Here is a 16,601-nt window from a genome sequence, read left to right on the forward strand (position 1 = left end):
AATATGCAGAAAGAACTCTGTCATGCAGGGTTTTTTCTGCATCAGCCTCACTATTTACTCCGATGCCGATGAGCGGAAGGAGGCGATCTCGAAGGATTTATAGCCGCCAGTCAGGTTAGCGGCATCAAACCCATGCTGTCTTAAGATTCGAGTGGCCACGTTGCCGCGATACCCAACTTGACAATAGACCATGAGCGGCTTGGCGGAATTCAATTCGTTCAGCCGGCCTCTGAGCTCATCTACGCGAATATGGATTGCTCCGGGAATATGTCCGGCATTGAATTCTTTCTGTGACCTCACGTCCAGGAGAACCGTTGCTTCTGTGTCACGCAAATGAACGTCCTCCAGGCTTGCGATAGGAGACAAGCCGCTCAGTGCGTTCTCGGCCATGTATCCCAGCATGTTGACGGGATCTTTCGTGGAGGAATAGGGCGGCGCATAGGACAATTCCAGTTCGGTCAAGTCGTACACCGAGCCCTTCAGGCGCATGACGGTCGCGATCACGTCAATCCGCTTATCCACGCCCTCTCTGCCGTAAGCCTGTGTTCCGAGAATCTTTCCTTCAGCATTGAATAACAGCTTGAGTGTGATGGACGAAGCTCCGGGATAATAACAGGCATGCGAGTTCGGATGTAACGACGGCGGTTTGGAAAGGGACGCCTTTCATTTTAAAAATTCGTTCATTGTTCCCTGTGCCTGCCGCTATGAGGCCGAAGATCTTCAGGATGCTGGTGCCTTGCGATCCTTTAGAGGTAGCGTCAGGAAAATGCGGATTTACAACGCTAAGATCACTCCCAAGATTAATAACCCGATTTTAACAACGATAGGTGGGGGATTGGTATTTATTTTATCTGACATTGGATGAACTTGTTCCACGTTGATAGGGCTTGCTTTTCACCTCGTCCTTCACAATTGACTGGATTTCATTCTATAACTAAGGATTCAATAAATATCTCGATTGCTTTTGTATAAAATTCAACTCTTGGAGTTATAAGTGAAAAATTTCGTGAGATTGGAAACCCATTTATATCAAGTAACTTCACTTTACCAAGTTCTAGTTCGTTTTTTATTGACGCGTGTGAGAGTATAGAAATTCCTAGACCAGCTTCAATAGATTCCTTAATAACTTGCGTACTCCCAAATGTCATATACTTCTTCGGAGAAAACCCCAATTGTTTAAACCCCTTTTCTTGCATTTCTCTCGTTCCAGAACCTTCTTCACGAACTAACCAAGTCTCTAGGTTTAATGACAAGGGGTCTATTTCCTTTTGTTCTGCTAAATGGTGATTTGAAGGGACTGTAATTGATAACTCGTCAAGAGCAAATGGTATAACCTTTATATTTTCATTATTAGCCTCTCCTTCGATTATCCCAACATCTACCTCGTGTTTCTTTATTAAATCTATAATTTCATTAGAATTTTTTATAGTAATGATTGGATTTAATAATGGATAGGATTTAAGCAAACTGGCAATTTTATGAGGAAGAATGTATTCCCCGAAAGTATAACTTGCACCAATAGAAAGAGGACCACTTGCAGTATGTTTTAAATCATCAATGAGTCTTTCCATTCGAGTATAGAGACCTAAGATGTCCTTGGCGTGATGAAATACTATTTCTCCAGCCTTGCTAAGTCGAACATATTTGTTTGTCCTCTCTAACAATTTTATCCCCATGTTTTTTTCTAACGTTTGTATATAATTGCTGACTGCTGGTTGTGTCATATGGAGAAGTTCAGCTGCTCGAGTAAAGTTCTTTTGTTCTGCAACTGTAGTAAATACAAGTAAAGATTGATCCATTATGAGTCTTCCTCCTTAGAATAAAATGGGGTCTAAAAATTTTAAACTTCCATGATAAGTAATTTTATATTATAGCTATAATTATAATCTATTTTACTTATTATCAAAACAAATATACTCTTAATACAAGGAAGCAAATATAGGAGTTGTTAAAATGAATACATCATTAGCAAAACATAAAAAATCATCCTCGAGAGGACTTTGGTTCGGTGGTGTTGGATTTACCTTTATTATTGCATCAGTTGGTTTTGGATTATCAAAAATACCCGGGTTAGATCATGTTGGTCAGCTCGCCTGTGCAATCATCATTGCAGTAGTTTATCGACAAATTTGGGGATATCCTGAGAAATTCCGTACTGGAATCCAATTCTCTGCCAAAAGGTTGTTAAGGCTTGCTATTATCCTTTTTGGGTTAAAACTAAACATTGATGTTGTTTTTCATCAAGGGTTAGGTTTGCTTGCAAGAGATGTTGGAACCATCGTTTTTTCAATCCTTCTTACAATGTTGCTTGCAAAACTATTCAAAGCGAATTCTTCCTTATCCTTGTTATTAGGAATTGGAACAGGGGTGTGTGGCGCTGCTGCAATTGCAGCCGTTTCACCCATTTTGAAAGCAAAGGATGAAGATACTGCTATTGGGGCAGGTATAATTGCTTTAGTTGGTACCATTTTCGCCATAACATACACTATCTTACGTCCGTTTCTCCCTTTGACAGACCTTCAATACGGTGTTTGGTCAGGTGTAGGTCTACACGAAATTGCTCATGTTGCCTTAGCAGGAGCGCCTGCTGGTCCAGATGCACTTGCTATTGCTTTGTTAGCGAAACTAGGTCGTGTATTCTTACTCGTTCCACTTAGTTTTATTCTTATGTACTGGATGAAACGAAAAAATAAAGTTGAATCAGATTCTGATGCTAAAATTGAATTTCCATGGTTTCTCATAGGTTTTATTATCATGAGCTTATTTGGAAGTTATGTCCTTGGTCATTTGATTACCGTCCCAACTAGTGTCATGAATAGCATCTCTTTCTTCACTTCCTTTATCCTAACTATGGCTATGATTGGATTAGGTTTAAATGTTAGTCTAAAAGACCTTAGAACGAAAGCGTTAAGACCACTTCTAGCGATGGCTATTACATCTGTTTTGTTATCTGTTATCACATACTTCACAATGTAATTAATTGTAAATCAGGTGGTTTCTTAAATGAGCCTTTTGCAGATTTCTGAGCCCTTTCGTATCAAGCGCTTGAAAAGCATAAAAAAGGACTTCACCCCAAGAAGTAGAAGTTTTCAAGCAACCACACACGAAAACTTTTCGAGGAAGGTAAAGTCACTTGTATATTCTCCAGCCATCACTTTTTTCCTTTGAGGAACTGCAAAAACTTGAATCGAAAGAACGTCTGCCCTTATTTTTTTCGGTTTTGGACTTACGCCCGTACGCCAAAGAATTGAGAAGCATTACGCCCCAAGGTGCAACGGGACACAGCCGCGAAGCGATTTTACGGTCTTTGTTGGTGGCTCCTTTCGAAGGAATTTCGCAATTTACTGCTCTTCATCTGAGACTCACAAGTGATTTACGCTTTCGTTACCAATGTGGGTTTCCCATTGATCGACCCGTTCCATCCATTGCAACGTTTAGTCGCGTATTTGCTCAAATCGTCAAGAAAAGCCTTGCCGAAAAGCTGTTTTACGACCTCGTCATGCAATGTCGTGAAGAGGGATGTGAACAACGGCGGTAAAATCCTCAATAGAATCGGTTGAAAATTCCCCACCTTCGACGCAAAATCTCCCCGTGAGGGAGAGACACAACATGATTCGAAATGGGGAATTTTATTTGATCCACGAAATGAGGAAACTGACCAAATTAAAGCTCATGTTCAGGCAGGTCGCTGTGGATGTGAGGTTAACAACCCGCAAGGGGCTTGCTGCTTAGGTAATGTGAACGCTCCTGAAAGAGGTCTCAAAAAAGTTAACTTGTTTTGGAAACTTGAAAAAATCAGAATCCCATAAAAGTTGAAGAAGCCAACGTTTTATCAGCTTATGAAGGATTATGAGCTTGGAATACAATGAGCTTATGAGTCTACTACAATCGTTATTTATTAACTTGGAAGTTCAGCTTTTTTTCTTGCCAAAAGGCGAAAGAACAATTTTTTGTACATTTTTATTATAAAAGTAGACAGCGACTCCAACGGCTTTGAAGCAATAGGCTTGCTAAAAAAAGCTACTACGATGGACGCTATCACATCTCCCGGATAATGATGGCCAACATATACTCGCGAATTCCCTGTTGCAACGGCTAAAGCCAACATACTGTAGCCTCACCATCCGGACCAGCGTTTACAAATAAGTACCATTAATGCAAGTGTGAATGCCCCCGATGTATGATCGCTTGGAAAGGAAGCATCCGCTGCGTGAGGGAACAGTAAATGAACCGAATGGCTTACAAACGGCCGAGACTCAAAATAGAACTGGGCAATCACATAATTCAGAAACAAAGCCAGCATCCCAGCGAACCCCGACTGCACAACAATATGTCTCCTTCGATCATCGCCAAGTACCCACACGAATCCAAGCCATATAGCAAATAACTCCAAACCGTATTTGCTTACAAGTACCATAATCGAATCGAGCCAAATAAGATGTCCCGACAAATCGTTAATAAATTGAAAAACAGCATAATTCATAGCGGCAATCCTCCTGATGTTCGTCTAGGTCCACAAATGCCCGAGTACATAACCTAATGCGCAGAAAGCAATTCCAGAAATCACACTGATAGACACATAAGAGACAATAGAGCGCCATTTATATAGTCGGCGGATCTGAACAATTTCGTACTGGAATGTAGAAAAAGTTGTGAAAGCTCCTAAGAAGCCCGTTCCCAAAAGGGCGGTAAGATGTAAATTCAAAGTCAGCCCATACAAAAGGCCGAGTAAAAAGGAGCCTGCCAGGTTTACAGTCAACGTTCCGAAAGGAATCGATGATATTGATCGTCGACTAAACGCATCCACGACAGCAAATCGGCTAATCGCCCCAATAAACCCACCAATGCCTATCCATAAAATATCCATTAACGTTTACTCACTTTCCTGCTGGATTCTGCCTTTCTCATAGTTACCCAGGCGTATACCTAAGCTTGTGAACAGGTAACCGCCGAGCAGGCTTGCTGCAATGTAGAGCAATGCTAATCCATAATGTGCTGATTGAAGCAATGTTACATTTTCATAACTAAAGGTCGAAAACGTAGTGAACGACCCAACAAATCCTGTTCCGAAAGAAGAGCGGAAGTGCGGATGTACCAAAAATCTTGTCGTGGTCAGCGTATAGAAGAGAGAAAGTAAGAAACAACCCAATAAATTAATCGTTAGCGTGTGAACCGGAAATGCTTGTCCAAAACGTTCTCCTATCCAAATGCCAAGTGTATAGCGGCTAATAGCGCCGAGCGTTCCGCCGACACCGAGATACACATAAATCAAATCGACCCCTCCTTTCCAATTTTTGGAACAAAACACAAACTCCTACCAGAATAAAAATCTGGTAGGAGTCATTAGCCGTTACCGGCGGTTTATGGCGAACTCCATCGCCTTATGAACATGTTTTTATCTTATTTGAAATCGCCGTTCTAGTCAATCTCGATTTGTATTTTATATATCAAATCCAGATAGGTATTTAATTGTCTCAAAAAAAGGCAGCCGCGCAGGATAGTTTTTGGACAAGTAGTTCCGATTTTGCCCTAAAAATGAAATGAATATTAGAGGGATATTATTCATCCTTCATTGATCCTTGAAAACTAAATACAATCTTATCCGGTACGTTCCCCGCATGGCCTAAAAGGGAGAGCCAAATTGCAGGCGCGCCACGACCAGTTTGCCGATTCTTATTTCTGCATGCCTTGAAATCAGAAGCGGTAAACTGCGAGCGATTTTGCCCATGCAATACATAAATGGTGGTTCCATTTAAGGCGAAGACCCATGCGGAGGGATAATGATACTTCCGTCCAGCCACAGTTCAGCGCAATGGGGGCGGCTTGCAGCGATCCTGGAAGAGGTTTGAAGCCTATGAGGACGGCCAACCACTGTCCGCCGGATAGGGTTAATGGAAGAGAAGCAACCAAAACAGAGGCGGAAACAGAGATGCGCGCATAAGGTTTTGTTCGTTGCGCATCTCTGCTTTTCTGTTTTTAAGAATGATTGGGAGGTAGCTATGAACCATAAACTCATCCGGTACAGTTTGCAAATCGCTATGATAAGACAGCTGCTGGCATTATCTTTGATTACCGAAAGCGAATTTCATTTGATAAAGAACAAAACGATGCAGGATTACGGCATCATTTCGGACCTTACTTCTTGATTCGCACATTTGTCGGTCCGCCCATCTCTTATTAAACTGATGGCAAGTAAATAAGAATGGAGGACAACATCATGGCTCTTGAAGTGCAAGTGATTAAAGCAAGTCGGAAAATATCGGATCGCAACGCCGGAAAGTTATCGGATGTTCTTCGCGTCGCCCCTTATGCCCGCGTAAGTACCGACACTGAGGAGCAATTGAACAGCTACAAATCGCAAGTCGCCTACTATACCGATCTCGTTAGCAAACGCAGCGACTGGGTGTTGGTTGATATTTATGCGGACGAAGCTATAACCGGGACACAGGTAACGAAGCGCGAGGATTTTCAACGCATGATTAACGATTGTATGGATGGGAAAATTGATATGATCATCACGAAGTCTATCTCCAGGTTTGCAAGAAACACGCTGGATACGTTGAAATACGTCCGAATGTTGAAGGAAAAAAACATCGCCGTATTTTTTGAAGACGAAAATATCAATACACTGACCATGGACGGCGAATTGTTGCTTGTCATTTTAAGCTCCGTGGCGCAGCAGGAAGTGGAGAACATTTCCGCGAACGTGAAAAAAGGTCTGAAGATGAAGATGAAGCGAGGCGAACTGGTGGGCTTTCAAAGTTGTCTGGGATACGATTACGATGTGAATACGAAAACGATAACCGTTAATCAAGAAGAAGCCAAAATCGTCCGCTATATTTTTGAACGATACACATCGGGAATCGGCGCTTACGTTATTGCAAAAGAACTGACTGAGGCTGGACATAAAACCAAGTACGGAAGAGTCGAATGGCAGGACACAACCATTCTTGGTATCATAAAGAATGAGAAGTACAAAGGTGACTTGTTGCAAGGAAAGACATTTACCGTCGATCCCATTTCCAAGAGAAGACTGGACAATTACGGCGAGGAAGATCAGTTTTATGTCAAAAATCATCATGAGCCGATTGTTAGCGAGGAAGTGTTTGAGAAGGCGCAGGATATATTGCATCGAAGGAGCGAGAATCGCCGCCGCGGCGCGAAAGGCAAGCGGGACAAGTACAGCAGGAAATTTGCTTTCAGCAGCAAGTTGGAATGTGCTTTCTGCGGAAGTAACCTCTCGCGGCGGAACTGGCACAGCGGAACCCCGCATGAGAAGGTGATTTGGCAGTGCGTGACAGCCACGAAAAAAGGGAAGAAATACTGCCCTCACAGTAAAGCCTTGGAGGAAAAGCTGATTGAGGGTGCTTTTGTCGAATCGTACAAATTAGTGTGCCGCAACAATTCGGATGTGCTGGACGAGCTTATGAAAAGAATGGAGTCCGTGTTTAGCGATCAGAATCATCAAAAGCGGCTGAACAAAACTATTAGCGATATTGAGGCCTTGGAGCAAAAACGTTGCAAACTGATTGATTTGTGCCTGGATGAAAAAATAGACAGGGCTACTTACGAACAGAAGTATGCGGAGCTCGATACTTCGCTTACTAAATTGCTCGAAGAAAAGGAACAGTTGGAGCAATCCGCGCAAGAAGAAATTGATTTGGGAAAACGGCTTGAACATTTTCGCAAAGTGCTTCAAACGAATGAGGTTCTGACCGCATTCGACCGGAACGTATTCGAGAGCATCGTTGATAAAGTGATTATTGGGGAGAACCCCGATCAAGGTAGTCCCGAGCCGTATAAACTGACCTTCGTCTACAAAACCGGCTTTCATAACAGCATCCAAAGCAAGATGCATAAGCAAAAAAAGTCCATGCGAAGTGAAAGGGGGAAAGTGCCTTCCTATTCCGAGCACAATACATGTGGAGTGCTGTGTGTTATTACATTATGACAAATGATGGGAGCTGTAAGCGCTGTTAAGGCCCGACCGGATTCAGGGACGGCAGCGGGAAACGTGCTTGTCACCGGCACGTTCCCTCCCGCAAAATTGGTAAGCCACTAATGTGCGGCCATAAGTCCGACAGGCGTATTGAGGATCATCGTTTATAAAATTTTATTCCAACTCTATCAATATGTTCTTTTAATTCCTTATGATTCAAAGAATTATAGTCTATTACATCCACCGTATAAGGGATAGGCAATTCCTCATTAATATAGGATTGTAATGTCAGAGCCAGACTCGCTGAACATTCTTCTCCCTTAATTGCTAAATCAATATCGCTTCCTTTTTTATAATTGCCTTTTGCTCTGCTGCCGAAGAGGATGACTTCTTCCACTTGAGTATACTGTATAAAAGTATCCAACAATAACTGAAACGATTTCTCTGATATACCAAATTGATTCATTGTTCTGCTCCCAGCTTCAACAAGACTTGTCTCAAAGCGGCATAGTAATGATCAGCGATCAGACTGTAAGCGAGTTCTGCCAAGGCTTCATCGTAAGTGTGTGCCATGAGATTTCTCTTTTGCAGCATATCCAGCCATAATTCACCATCTTCTATTATTTCATATTTAAATGCTTCCTTGATGGTGTCTCTAGGGAATTTTACTGAAACTCCTTTTTCCTCCAAATAATCTTTGGTCGTCTTCCATGCCAACTCGAAGGTAAACTGGTAAATCTGAATGACTCCGGCTTTTTCTAACTTGGAAAGTTCCGTTTTAGCAAGAGCCTCTTCTAAATTTTTGAACGCTTTTTGAAAGTTATGAAAGCGTTGTTTCCATCTTATATCGGCGCTCATCATTCATACCTCACTTTTTTCCGTATGTTTTTGAAAATTATACCATAAAACCAATACTGACTAACCGGGTTGGCCCCCTTGAGCTATAATATAGTTGTGTTTCACAAGATCTTGTTGCATGGGATTCACCCCCGCCCACTATAGCTGCTTTTTTCGAAAGGATATGATTTCGGCGTGCTGAACGAATTAGCTGGAAGAAGGAGTGATCACGGACAGTCGTTGTTCTAAATCAGTCGGCATCACAGAAGCCGGTGAGAAAAAAGCTAAGGAATTAATGGAAAAATATTTAGTGGAATGATTACATGCTGATGTTAAATAAAAACTATGGCGGATAAATTCTCGACTTAGGGCTGACAAAGGAAGGATGGCGGAAGGAAGTGCCAAAGCTTGAAATTAAGTGAAATTACCAGTTATATCGACCCGGTTATTTTGGATAGAGGGCGAGATTATTTATTAGGCGGCCACATCATGGTGTTAGATAAAGTGAAAGAATGGATTTTTCAGGCGGTAGTGGAAGGCAATGAATTGTATAGTGTGTATGTGGAGCTTGACGAAGACGGTAGAATCATAACGTTGGAATGTGATTGTCCATACGATTATGGACCAGTGTGCAAGCATCAAGCGGCGGTATTGCTCAAGCTTCGTGAAGAGATACCGTCGGGGTCACAAAAGGACTTCGATTTTCCATCCACCCCTGAAAAAGATCTCAAGGTGCTGTTGGAAGCCCAAAGTAAAGACAATTTGGTTCACTTGCCGCTTTCTTTAGCCGCCGACTCCGATTTAGTGGAGGACCGAATCAAACTGCATGTTTCCAAAGCCGGAGGAGTTGAGGAGTTGGCCGAATGCAGGAATCTGATTCGGACTTATGTTAACACGTATTCCGACAATTATGGTTTTGTAATCTGGAGAAATGTCGGCCGTGCGGTGGAAGGCGCGCAAAGCGTGGCCAAAAAGGCTCATGAAGCAATGGAGAATGCAGATTGGGTTCTGGCCGTACGGATGAATCTGTGCATCATGGAGGAAATGCTGAGTTTACTACAGACGGCGGACGATTCGGGCGGAATAATCGGAGACATCATTGAGGACAGTCTTGAACGCATTCAAGAGGTAACCCAGTCAGGTGATCGCTTTTCTCAAACTGAGGTTGAGGAACTATTCCGCTTGCTTCTCAAGGAATCCGAACACTCCCTTCTTGAAGGATGGTCGGACTGGCAGCTTGCTTTGTTGGAAAGCGCTTCCCGGTTAGCGAAAACCACTGATTTATTGAGGGAATGGGAAGAATACGTTTCCCGAATGATTTCCAAACAAGAAGAAGGGACATGGAGCGGAAGATATTTTGCCGAGCGCATAGCCGTGTTGCGTTACCGCTTTATTCAAGAGAATGAGAGTAGGGAACGGGCAAAAGAGTATTTGAACCAAAATCTCCAATTTCCTGAATTTCGGAAGTTTGCCATACAGCAGGCGCTGGATAATGATAGTTTCGAGGAAGCAATCAATTTAGCCCAGGAAGGGGAAGAACTGGATCAGGCCAGAGGTTTGCCCGGGCTGGTGAAACAGTGGAAGCAGTTTCGATATGAAGCCTATCGGCGTTCCGGACAGTTGGACCTGCAACGCAGTGTTGGTGAGGAACTGGTACTTGGCGGCGATTTCTCCTATTATCATCAGATCAAAAACACCTACCCGTCCGCGGAATGGCCGGCTGTTTATCGGTCCATGCTGTATAAGCTGGAAAAAGACGGTTGGCACAAAGAGATTTACACAAGGATTTTGGTAGAAGAGCAGGAAAGCGAAAAACTTTTGGAAATTGTAAAAAAGCATCCTGCAACGGTTGAAGAGTTTTATACGTACCTAGTGGAGCGATTTCCTGACGAAATCAAGCGGCTGTTTCAAATACACATTGAAAACACGGCGAACCGGTCGAGTACGCGAAAGCATTACCAGGATGTGTGCAGGATCATCCGAATGCTGCAACGAGCGAGAGGGGAAGCGGAGGCTGAACAATCTGTACGTATGCTTCTTGCAAAATACCCCAGGAAGCCCGCTTTCAGAGAAAAATTGATGAAGTTGAGCTTTCTATCCGAATCGTAAAAAACTTCCATTTATAATAGATAGAAAGGACTAGAACCTGAAATTAAACAACTACGGGTTCTGGTACAATCCATATTCGAACAATGTCAACACCGGTTTGATCAGAACTTCCGCTCCTTGCTCTACAGAATGGGAAGAGGTTCTGCATTATATCAGGTAGAATGCCGATTTGAAAGTGATCTTCCCTTGACACTCATTCTGGCCGTTTTGCTCAAAAAGAAGTTCAGGGGCAAGTAAACATGAGGTATAATGCAACTGCACCCGCTACTTCCCATGACGGAGGTAGCAAATCATGCTGACGTGGGCCTGTTCCGAGATCTGTAAATTATAGTGTTATAATAAACCCATAGAGAATTCGTTCGAATGTGTATAGAGGTACTATGGCAAAGAGGCGTGATGAATCGGCTCAATTGAAACTGGATATTTATGACCCTAATGAGATGGAACGTCTGCGGGCAGAAAACAATCGGTTGCAAGAACAGAATGTTAAGTTATTGACCGAAATTGAACACTTGAAACAATTGATCCATTCTGAAACGCATTTGGAGCATTGTTCTGAGAATAAGACTTCACTAGAGTTGATGCACGAGGAATTACAGTACTCTAAAAATCCGGTAACTTTGGGTATGGTAACAAAACAATCTCCCATTGAAGAAAAAATCGTATTGTTTCGCGATTACTTTAAAGGCCGGGAAGATGTTTATGCCGTACGCGGAATCGATAAGAGAGGAAAACCGGCGTATTTTCCGCAGAAGGAACGGCTTGGAAAAGAAAACGGAAAAATCGTTTGGGGTGATTACCTGCCTTTGACGGACGAAGTGATAAAGGCTCATTTGCAGGAAGAGAATAGACCGGTCACAATCGGCATTTATCCGCTTTTGCTTGATGAAACTTGCTGGTTTCTTGCAATCGATTTTGATAAAGCAAGCTGGAAGAAAGATACGGCCGCTTTTCTGGAAATTTGTCGCAATTTGAATGTTCCTGCAGCATTGGAACGTTCGCGCTCGGGGAACGGAGGTCATGTATGGATCTTTTTTAACGAGCAGGTTCCTGCCCGAACAGCTCGAATGTTGGGCAGCACCTTATTGACCCTCACTTTGGAGAAACGGCATCAAATAGGTTTGGACTCGTATGACAGAATGTTTCCCAATCAGGATACACTGCCGAAGGAGAAGAAACTCGGCAATTTGATTGCTTTGCCGCTGCAAAGGCTGCCCGGCAAGGAAGGAAACAGCCTGTTTATCGACGATCATCATGAGCCTTACAAAGATCAATGGATATTCTTGTCCTCACTCAGAAAAATGGCGTTATCGGAAGTGGAAGCGATTGTCCGCGAAGCTGAACGAAAAGGCGATGTCATCCGTATTGCCAAATCGGCAACAGAAGAAGAGAATGAAATCGATCCCTGGACTTTGCCGTTGAGAAAGGAGAAACCATCTCTTCCGAAAGAACCTCTTCCAACTCATCTGAAACTGGTGCTCAGCAACATGCTATATGTGGGCAAAGAGGGTTTGTCATCTTCGCAAATCAATCATTTTATACGCATGGCCGCTTTTCAAAACCCGGAGTTTTATAAAGCGCAATCCATGCGGTTGCCTACATTCGGCAAGCCGCGTATTATCAATTGTTCCGAAGACTTCGCACGATATCTGGCTTTGCCGCGCGGATGCTATGATGAAGTCGTTCAACTGCTTCAGAGCCAGGATGTTATCATGGATGTTGTGGATGAACGGAATCCGGGAACGCCAATTGATGTCGCCTTTCAAGGAGAACTAAAGGATGAACAGAAACAAGCCGTTCATGAGCTGCTTAAGCATGATACCGGGATTTTGTCTGCGACCACCGCGTTTGGGAAAACGGTGGTTGGCGGATGGATGATTGCGGCCAGGGCAGTCAATACGTTAATTTTGGTGCATCGCACGCAGCTGATGGAACAGTGGAAGGAACGGCTGTCCGAGTTTCTAAATATCCCGGTGAAAGAAATCGGAATGATTGGCGGAGGCAAAAACAAAAGAACGGGGCGAATCGATGTGGCCATGTTGCAGACGATTCACGCAAAAGGGGAAATCAAAGACTTCATTGCCGATTACGGACATATCGTTGTCGACGAATGTCATCATATTTCCGCTTTCAGCTTTGAGCAGGTGTTCAAGCAGGCTAAGGCCAAATATATACTGGGGTTAACGGCAACACTCACGCGCAAAGACGGGCACCATCCGATTTTGCTTACGGACCGCACTTCTCATCTGGAATATTTTAAAAGAAGATTGCAGGGTTTTGCCAAAAATGTCATCGTGCTGCGAGGCGGGATGGGAAAAAAGCAGTTGAAGGCGGTACAAGAACAGATTCGTTCCATTCCTGGGGACCAGGAACGAGTGCTTCTTGCCACCGGCCGATTTGTGGGAGAAGGGTTCGATGACGCCCGCCTGGATACGCTGTTTTTGGTCACGCCGATTTCCTGGAAGGGAACGCTCCAGCAATACGCAGGGAGACTTCATCGACTTTACGAGGGAAAGCACGAGGTTCAAATCTACGATTATGTCGATACCCAGGTTCCCATGTTTATGCGAATGTACAAGAAAAGGTTGAAAGGATACCATTCGATGGGTTACAGCGAACAAGCGATGACAATCCAAGTCTGATTAGGAAGGAGAAAAGAGTATGCCAAATCCACACGCAGCCATCAACCCCAGGTTGATCAGCATCATTACCGGCCAGGAACCATCAAATGTCAAGGAAAAGCCGACCTTAACCATGTTACCTGGTGAATATGCCAGAAAGGTTGCAGACAAGAAAAGCAAAATCCGCCCTCCGTACAAGCCGAATAAACATTATCTCATTTGCGGCCATTGCGGCCGAAAAGGGCAGTATGATTTGGGACTCGTCCTTTTTAACGCCGCGCGTTGGTTCGAGGACGACAAAAAACGTGGGCGCTCAAGAAAAAGTACCGAAATGAATTTTATGGACTATATCCAAGCAACGGCTTATTTTCGCTGCAAGCACTGTAACGGTGCGGGTCGATGGGAAGAAGCATCCCCTTTCCTTGGACTGGGGGTAATGGGAGGACTTCTGGCTGGTAATATGGATGGTCAGGCCAGTTATTCAACCGGTGAATTGAGACTGTTTGACGGAAGCAGTCCCCGCTGGGTCAGCGACGGAGAGGAGCGATTTTTGGACAGGTTGCATGAACAACCAAATGATGGTTACCTGTGGAATCGGCTCGGGAATTTGTACTACAAAGGAGGAAGGCCCGAATTGGCTGCAGTGGCTTTCGAACAGTCGATTCGCGTTGACCCTTCACAGATGGAATCCCATTTTTCGCTTGGAGATATCCTGCTGCAGGTCGGTGAACCGGAACGGGCGGCGCACCATTTCCGTATGATGCTCGTTTATGCACGTGTTTATCGGAAACTGGAAGCTGGCCAAATGCGGGAAATGCTGGTTGTGGGCTTGCAGAACCTTTCCTTCATCCATGACCGTTCCAACCGCTCCATTTCGTTTTTGCCGTCAGAGGAAGAGCTTACTGTTCTGAATGGGGTGAAGGAAATAGCTGCCGCCTCAGATGGAGTTCCCCGGCTTGCATTTGTCGATCTGGAAATTTATCCGGACGACCAGGAGTCGTTTCTACCGCTGGCCGAGATGTATATGGGGAATCGGAGAATGGAACTTCCCGCGCATGACCGGACTTTGGACAAACATCTGCCCGGTGGCAGGCTTAAACAGGAAAAAATAACAGAGAGGAATGCGATGGTTTCATTAGGTTCTGAACAACGTCCCATTGTAGTGAAAGTCAAATCGGAGGAGAAGGGCAAGAAGATCGCCCAGCTCTGTGATCGATTCGGACTGCATTTTATTATGGGACTCGATTTCGCGGAGGATTTGACCGACCTGAAGAAAGCTTTGAAAGAACGGCTGGGACCGTCTGATCCATACGCTCCATGTCCGTGCGGGAGCGGTGCCAAGTATAAGTTTTGCTGCGCGAAGAAGCTGAAAAACTTCGACATTGACCGGTTTATTTCAGACATTTCGGTAGAGGAATAACATGAGCCGGTAAGCCCCTTATATTCAAATTGTATGCGAACCCCGTTTTTCCTCGACTAAAGCGGAAGTTGATTTTGCGGAAGGCCGAGCGGAGGTCTTTTAGAGTATGTGATGGCTCATGCTCATAGTGGTTATCCTGGTTTTCACTTGGAAAAGTATGAGAAACTTTTAAGAAAAAGATATCCGCAGGAAATGATCGAATTTTACCGGACCAAAGTCGAGGCTTGCATTCGGTTAAAACAACGGAAATTTTATAAAGAGGCTGCTCGTTATGCCCGTCACATCCAACGTATCTATGTCGATAATCTGTCCAAACCTGAGCAAGGGGATCACTATTTGCAGGAATTATTGACTACTTATGCTAAGCTGCCGGCGCTGTGTGACGAGTTAAGTGCTTTAATTGAAAAAAGAGGCTAAAAGCGACTGTTCGCGGATTTATAACAGATCTAAAGATAAAAGGAAGGGTGTATTCCATGATTTGGAATCGCCGACATGTGGAGTGCATATCATCAATGGTGTTGAAAAAAGGGAGAATGAGTGTTCTTTGGAGAAAGAACGGTTTTGTAAGTGGGGGTAAAAGATGGCGCACGGCTTCTGCTGTCGCTGCTTTCCAATGGGTGGTCATAGCATAAGATGATTTCCCAATATTTTGATATAATGAACATGAGGTGATGGTGGTCATGGGATTGTTAAGTGATCAGACTAAAGAAGAGCTTTTAAGTGCACTGAAAGGGAAACAATCCGGACTGTTCGTGATTAATGGGAAGCTTGTTTCCGTCGAAGTGGAGAACTTTGAAACAAACGAGGAAGACCTTCAAGATATAGATTCAGCAGAAGAAATCGAAGACTACCCGGAGCTAAAAGCATCATTACAGCGGTATCTGGATCATCCTGATATGAAACGATATTCAGCCAGCGAGCTGAAGGAGAAACGCAGTGAAAAAAGAAAATAATCTGCGTTATCTTGTTATTTTTACGGACGAATTTGATTTATGCTTGAATCGTATACAGGAGTTTTTTGCAGGGAAAGGTATGACACCTTACAATGGTGGTATGCGAAGGAAAATCAGATCATCGATTACATTGAGAACCACCTTTCACATAACCCCTTTATTGTGCACATCTACTTAGTGTTCCAATATATGGTATACTTCCCTTGAGTCCTATCAACATTTACTGTTTTTTACGATGATTTTTTCGGGAAAAGGGCAAAACTGATTCAACGAGCGGAAAACCCTATTGCTGCTGGAATTGGCTGTCACACCCTTATCTACCCTATTACGGAAAAACCAATTTGCCCTTTTTGATACGACAAGAAACAAGATTATGGACTGATGATATCAATGCAATTGTCGATGTGCGTTCTAGGCTTATATAATAGAGACGAGACTAATTGTTACACCGTAGGATCACCCCGGGAATCGGGTTACCAAGGAACAGTTTAAGGAACTGACACAAAATCTCAAGGGGTATTAAGCGCTTTGAGAATAGAATTGCTTTCTTAGCGAATTAACAAATGAGGAAGGCTCGCTTATCGCGACCTTCTTTTTTATTTCTCTCAAATTGATGTAGGATGATTTCGTATGAAACAACTTCCTCTCACCGTGAATATTTCGGCGCGGCAGAGCCGCTAGGTTAATGAATGAGAGCCACCATGTTAATGAAATAGAGCCAA

At 43.6% G+C, this 16,601-nt stretch carries 17 protein-coding genes, 1 pseudogene and 1 riboswitch; of the genes and pseudogenes, 10 read left to right on the forward strand and 8 right to left on the reverse strand.

Features of this window, described 5'->3' with window-relative positions:
• Positions 1 to 54: 54 nt before the first annotated feature.
• Both ACFO8Q_RS22765 and ACFO8Q_RS22770 read right to left on the reverse strand, forming a co-directional pair.
• Entirely contained in the window at positions 55 to 522 is a 468-nt protein-coding gene (locus ACFO8Q_RS22765; protein ID WP_380029419.1) for a rhodanese-like domain-containing protein, read from the reverse strand.
• 401 nt (positions 523 to 923) lie between these two features.
• Positions 924 to 1,799, reverse strand: a complete 876-nt coding sequence (locus ACFO8Q_RS22770; RefSeq protein WP_380029421.1) for a LysR family transcriptional regulator — start codon at positions 1,797 to 1,799, stop codon at positions 924 to 926.
• Positions 1,800 to 1,953: 154 nt separating this feature from the next.
• On the opposite strand from ACFO8Q_RS22770, the gene ACFO8Q_RS22775 reads away from it, so the two are divergent.
• The 3 genes and pseudogenes from ACFO8Q_RS22775 (at position 1,954) to ACFO8Q_RS22785 (ending at position 3,732) form a co-directional block, all read left to right on the forward strand.
• The gene (locus ACFO8Q_RS22775) at positions 1,954 to 2,976 is read left to right on the forward strand and encodes a YeiH family protein (protein ID WP_380029423.1); all 1,023 of its coding nucleotides are present in this window, start codon (positions 1,954 to 1,956) and stop codon (positions 2,974 to 2,976) included.
• Positions 2,977 to 3,133: 157 nt separating this feature from the next.
• Positions 3,134 to 3,520: pseudogene (locus ACFO8Q_RS22780) on the forward strand (transposase); the annotation flags it as partial.
• An 89-nt stretch (positions 3,521 to 3,609) separates the two neighbouring features.
• Complete coding sequence (locus tag ACFO8Q_RS22785) at positions 3,610 to 3,732, forward strand: hypothetical protein (protein ID WP_380029425.1); 123 nt, start codon at positions 3,610 to 3,612, stop codon at positions 3,730 to 3,732.
• Between the two features lie 166 nt (positions 3,733 to 3,898).
• Here the strand turns inward: ACFO8Q_RS22785 and ACFO8Q_RS22790 are convergent, their stop codons facing one another.
• From ACFO8Q_RS22790 to crcB (ACFO8Q_RS22805), 4 genes are read right to left on the reverse strand one after another with little or no spacing between them, the layout of a single operon-like run.
• On the reverse strand, positions 3,899 to 4,108 hold the full coding sequence (locus tag ACFO8Q_RS22790; RefSeq protein ID WP_380029427.1) for a phosphatase PAP2 family protein: 210 nt from the start codon (positions 4,106 to 4,108) through the stop codon (positions 3,899 to 3,901).
• Between the two features lie 9 nt (positions 4,109 to 4,117).
• Entirely contained in the window at positions 4,118 to 4,483 is a 366-nt protein-coding gene (locus ACFO8Q_RS22795) for a phosphatase PAP2 family protein (RefSeq protein WP_380029431.1), read from the reverse strand.
• A 24-nt stretch (positions 4,484 to 4,507) separates the two neighbouring features.
• Positions 4,508 to 4,867: a fluoride efflux transporter CrcB gene (crcB, locus tag ACFO8Q_RS22800; protein WP_084423365.1), complete on the reverse strand. Its 360-nt coding sequence runs from the start codon at positions 4,865 to 4,867 to the stop codon at positions 4,508 to 4,510.
• A 6-nt stretch (positions 4,868 to 4,873) separates the two neighbouring features.
• Complete coding sequence (gene crcB, locus ACFO8Q_RS22805) at positions 4,874 to 5,263, reverse strand: fluoride efflux transporter CrcB (protein WP_380029477.1); 390 nt, start codon at positions 5,261 to 5,263, stop codon at positions 4,874 to 4,876.
• Positions 5,264 to 5,327: 64 nt separating this feature from the next.
• A riboswitch (Fluoride riboswitch) is annotated at positions 5,328 to 5,390 on the reverse strand.
• A gap of 609 nt (positions 5,391 to 5,999) precedes the next feature.
• Between crcB (ACFO8Q_RS22805) and ACFO8Q_RS22810 the strand changes: the two genes are divergently transcribed.
• Both ACFO8Q_RS22810 and ACFO8Q_RS22815 read left to right on the forward strand, forming a co-directional pair.
• Complete coding sequence (locus tag ACFO8Q_RS22810) at positions 6,000 to 6,146, forward strand: conjugal transfer protein (RefSeq protein ID WP_380029433.1); 147 nt, start codon at positions 6,000 to 6,002, stop codon at positions 6,144 to 6,146.
• A gap of 71 nt (positions 6,147 to 6,217) precedes the next feature.
• Positions 6,218 to 7,951 carry a recombinase family protein gene (locus tag ACFO8Q_RS22815; RefSeq protein ID WP_380029435.1) on the forward strand — a complete coding sequence of 578 codons (1,734 nt, stop codon included), beginning with the start codon at positions 6,218 to 6,220 and terminating at the stop codon, positions 7,949 to 7,951.
• Positions 7,952 to 8,096: 145 nt separating this feature from the next.
• Here the strand turns inward: ACFO8Q_RS22815 and ACFO8Q_RS22820 are convergent, their stop codons facing one another.
• Together ACFO8Q_RS22820 and ACFO8Q_RS22825 are read right to left on the reverse strand one after the other, a co-directional pair.
• Entirely contained in the window at positions 8,097 to 8,405 is a 309-nt protein-coding gene (locus tag ACFO8Q_RS22820; protein ID WP_380029437.1) for a nucleotidyltransferase family protein, read from the reverse strand.
• Positions 8,402 to 8,797, reverse strand: coding sequence for a nucleotidyltransferase substrate binding protein (locus ACFO8Q_RS22825; protein WP_380029439.1), 396 nt, complete (start codon positions 8,795 to 8,797; stop codon positions 8,402 to 8,404). Before ACFO8Q_RS22825 ends, ACFO8Q_RS22820 begins: the two co-directional genes overlap by 4 nt.
• Before the next feature lie 387 nt (positions 8,798 to 9,184).
• Here ACFO8Q_RS22825 and ACFO8Q_RS22835 point away from each other — a divergent pair, with 387 nt between their 5' ends.
• The 5 genes from ACFO8Q_RS22835 to ACFO8Q_RS22855 all read left to right on the forward strand — a co-directional run bounded on the left by ACFO8Q_RS22835 (position 9,185) and on the right by ACFO8Q_RS22855 (position 15,879).
• Positions 9,185 to 10,885 (forward strand): SWIM zinc finger family protein, encoded by a 1,701-nt coding sequence (locus ACFO8Q_RS22835; protein WP_380029443.1) that lies wholly within the window; start codon positions 9,185 to 9,187, stop codon positions 10,883 to 10,885.
• Positions 10,886 to 11,265: 380 nt separating this feature from the next.
• On the forward strand, positions 11,266 to 13,527 hold the full coding sequence (locus ACFO8Q_RS22840; RefSeq protein ID WP_380029445.1) for a TOTE conflict system archaeo-eukaryotic primase domain-containing protein: 2,262 nt from the start codon (positions 11,266 to 11,268) through the stop codon (positions 13,525 to 13,527).
• Between the two features lie 19 nt (positions 13,528 to 13,546).
• Complete coding sequence (locus ACFO8Q_RS22845) at positions 13,547 to 14,926, forward strand: tetratricopeptide repeat protein (RefSeq protein ID WP_380029447.1); 1,380 nt, start codon at positions 13,547 to 13,549, stop codon at positions 14,924 to 14,926.
• A 108-nt stretch (positions 14,927 to 15,034) separates the two neighbouring features.
• Positions 15,035 to 15,343, forward strand: coding sequence for a hypothetical protein (locus ACFO8Q_RS22850; protein ID WP_380029450.1), 309 nt, complete (start codon positions 15,035 to 15,037; stop codon positions 15,341 to 15,343).
• A 263-nt stretch (positions 15,344 to 15,606) separates the two neighbouring features.
• Positions 15,607 to 15,879 carry a hypothetical protein gene (locus tag ACFO8Q_RS22855; RefSeq protein ID WP_380029452.1) on the forward strand — a complete coding sequence of 91 codons (273 nt, stop codon included), beginning with the start codon at positions 15,607 to 15,609 and terminating at the stop codon, positions 15,877 to 15,879.
• Positions 15,880 to 16,601 lie beyond the last annotated feature (722 nt).

This window comes from Effusibacillus consociatus (assembly GCF_042652925.1).
Lineage (GTDB): Bacteria > Bacillota > Bacilli > Tumebacillales > Effusibacillaceae > Effusibacillus > Effusibacillus consociatus.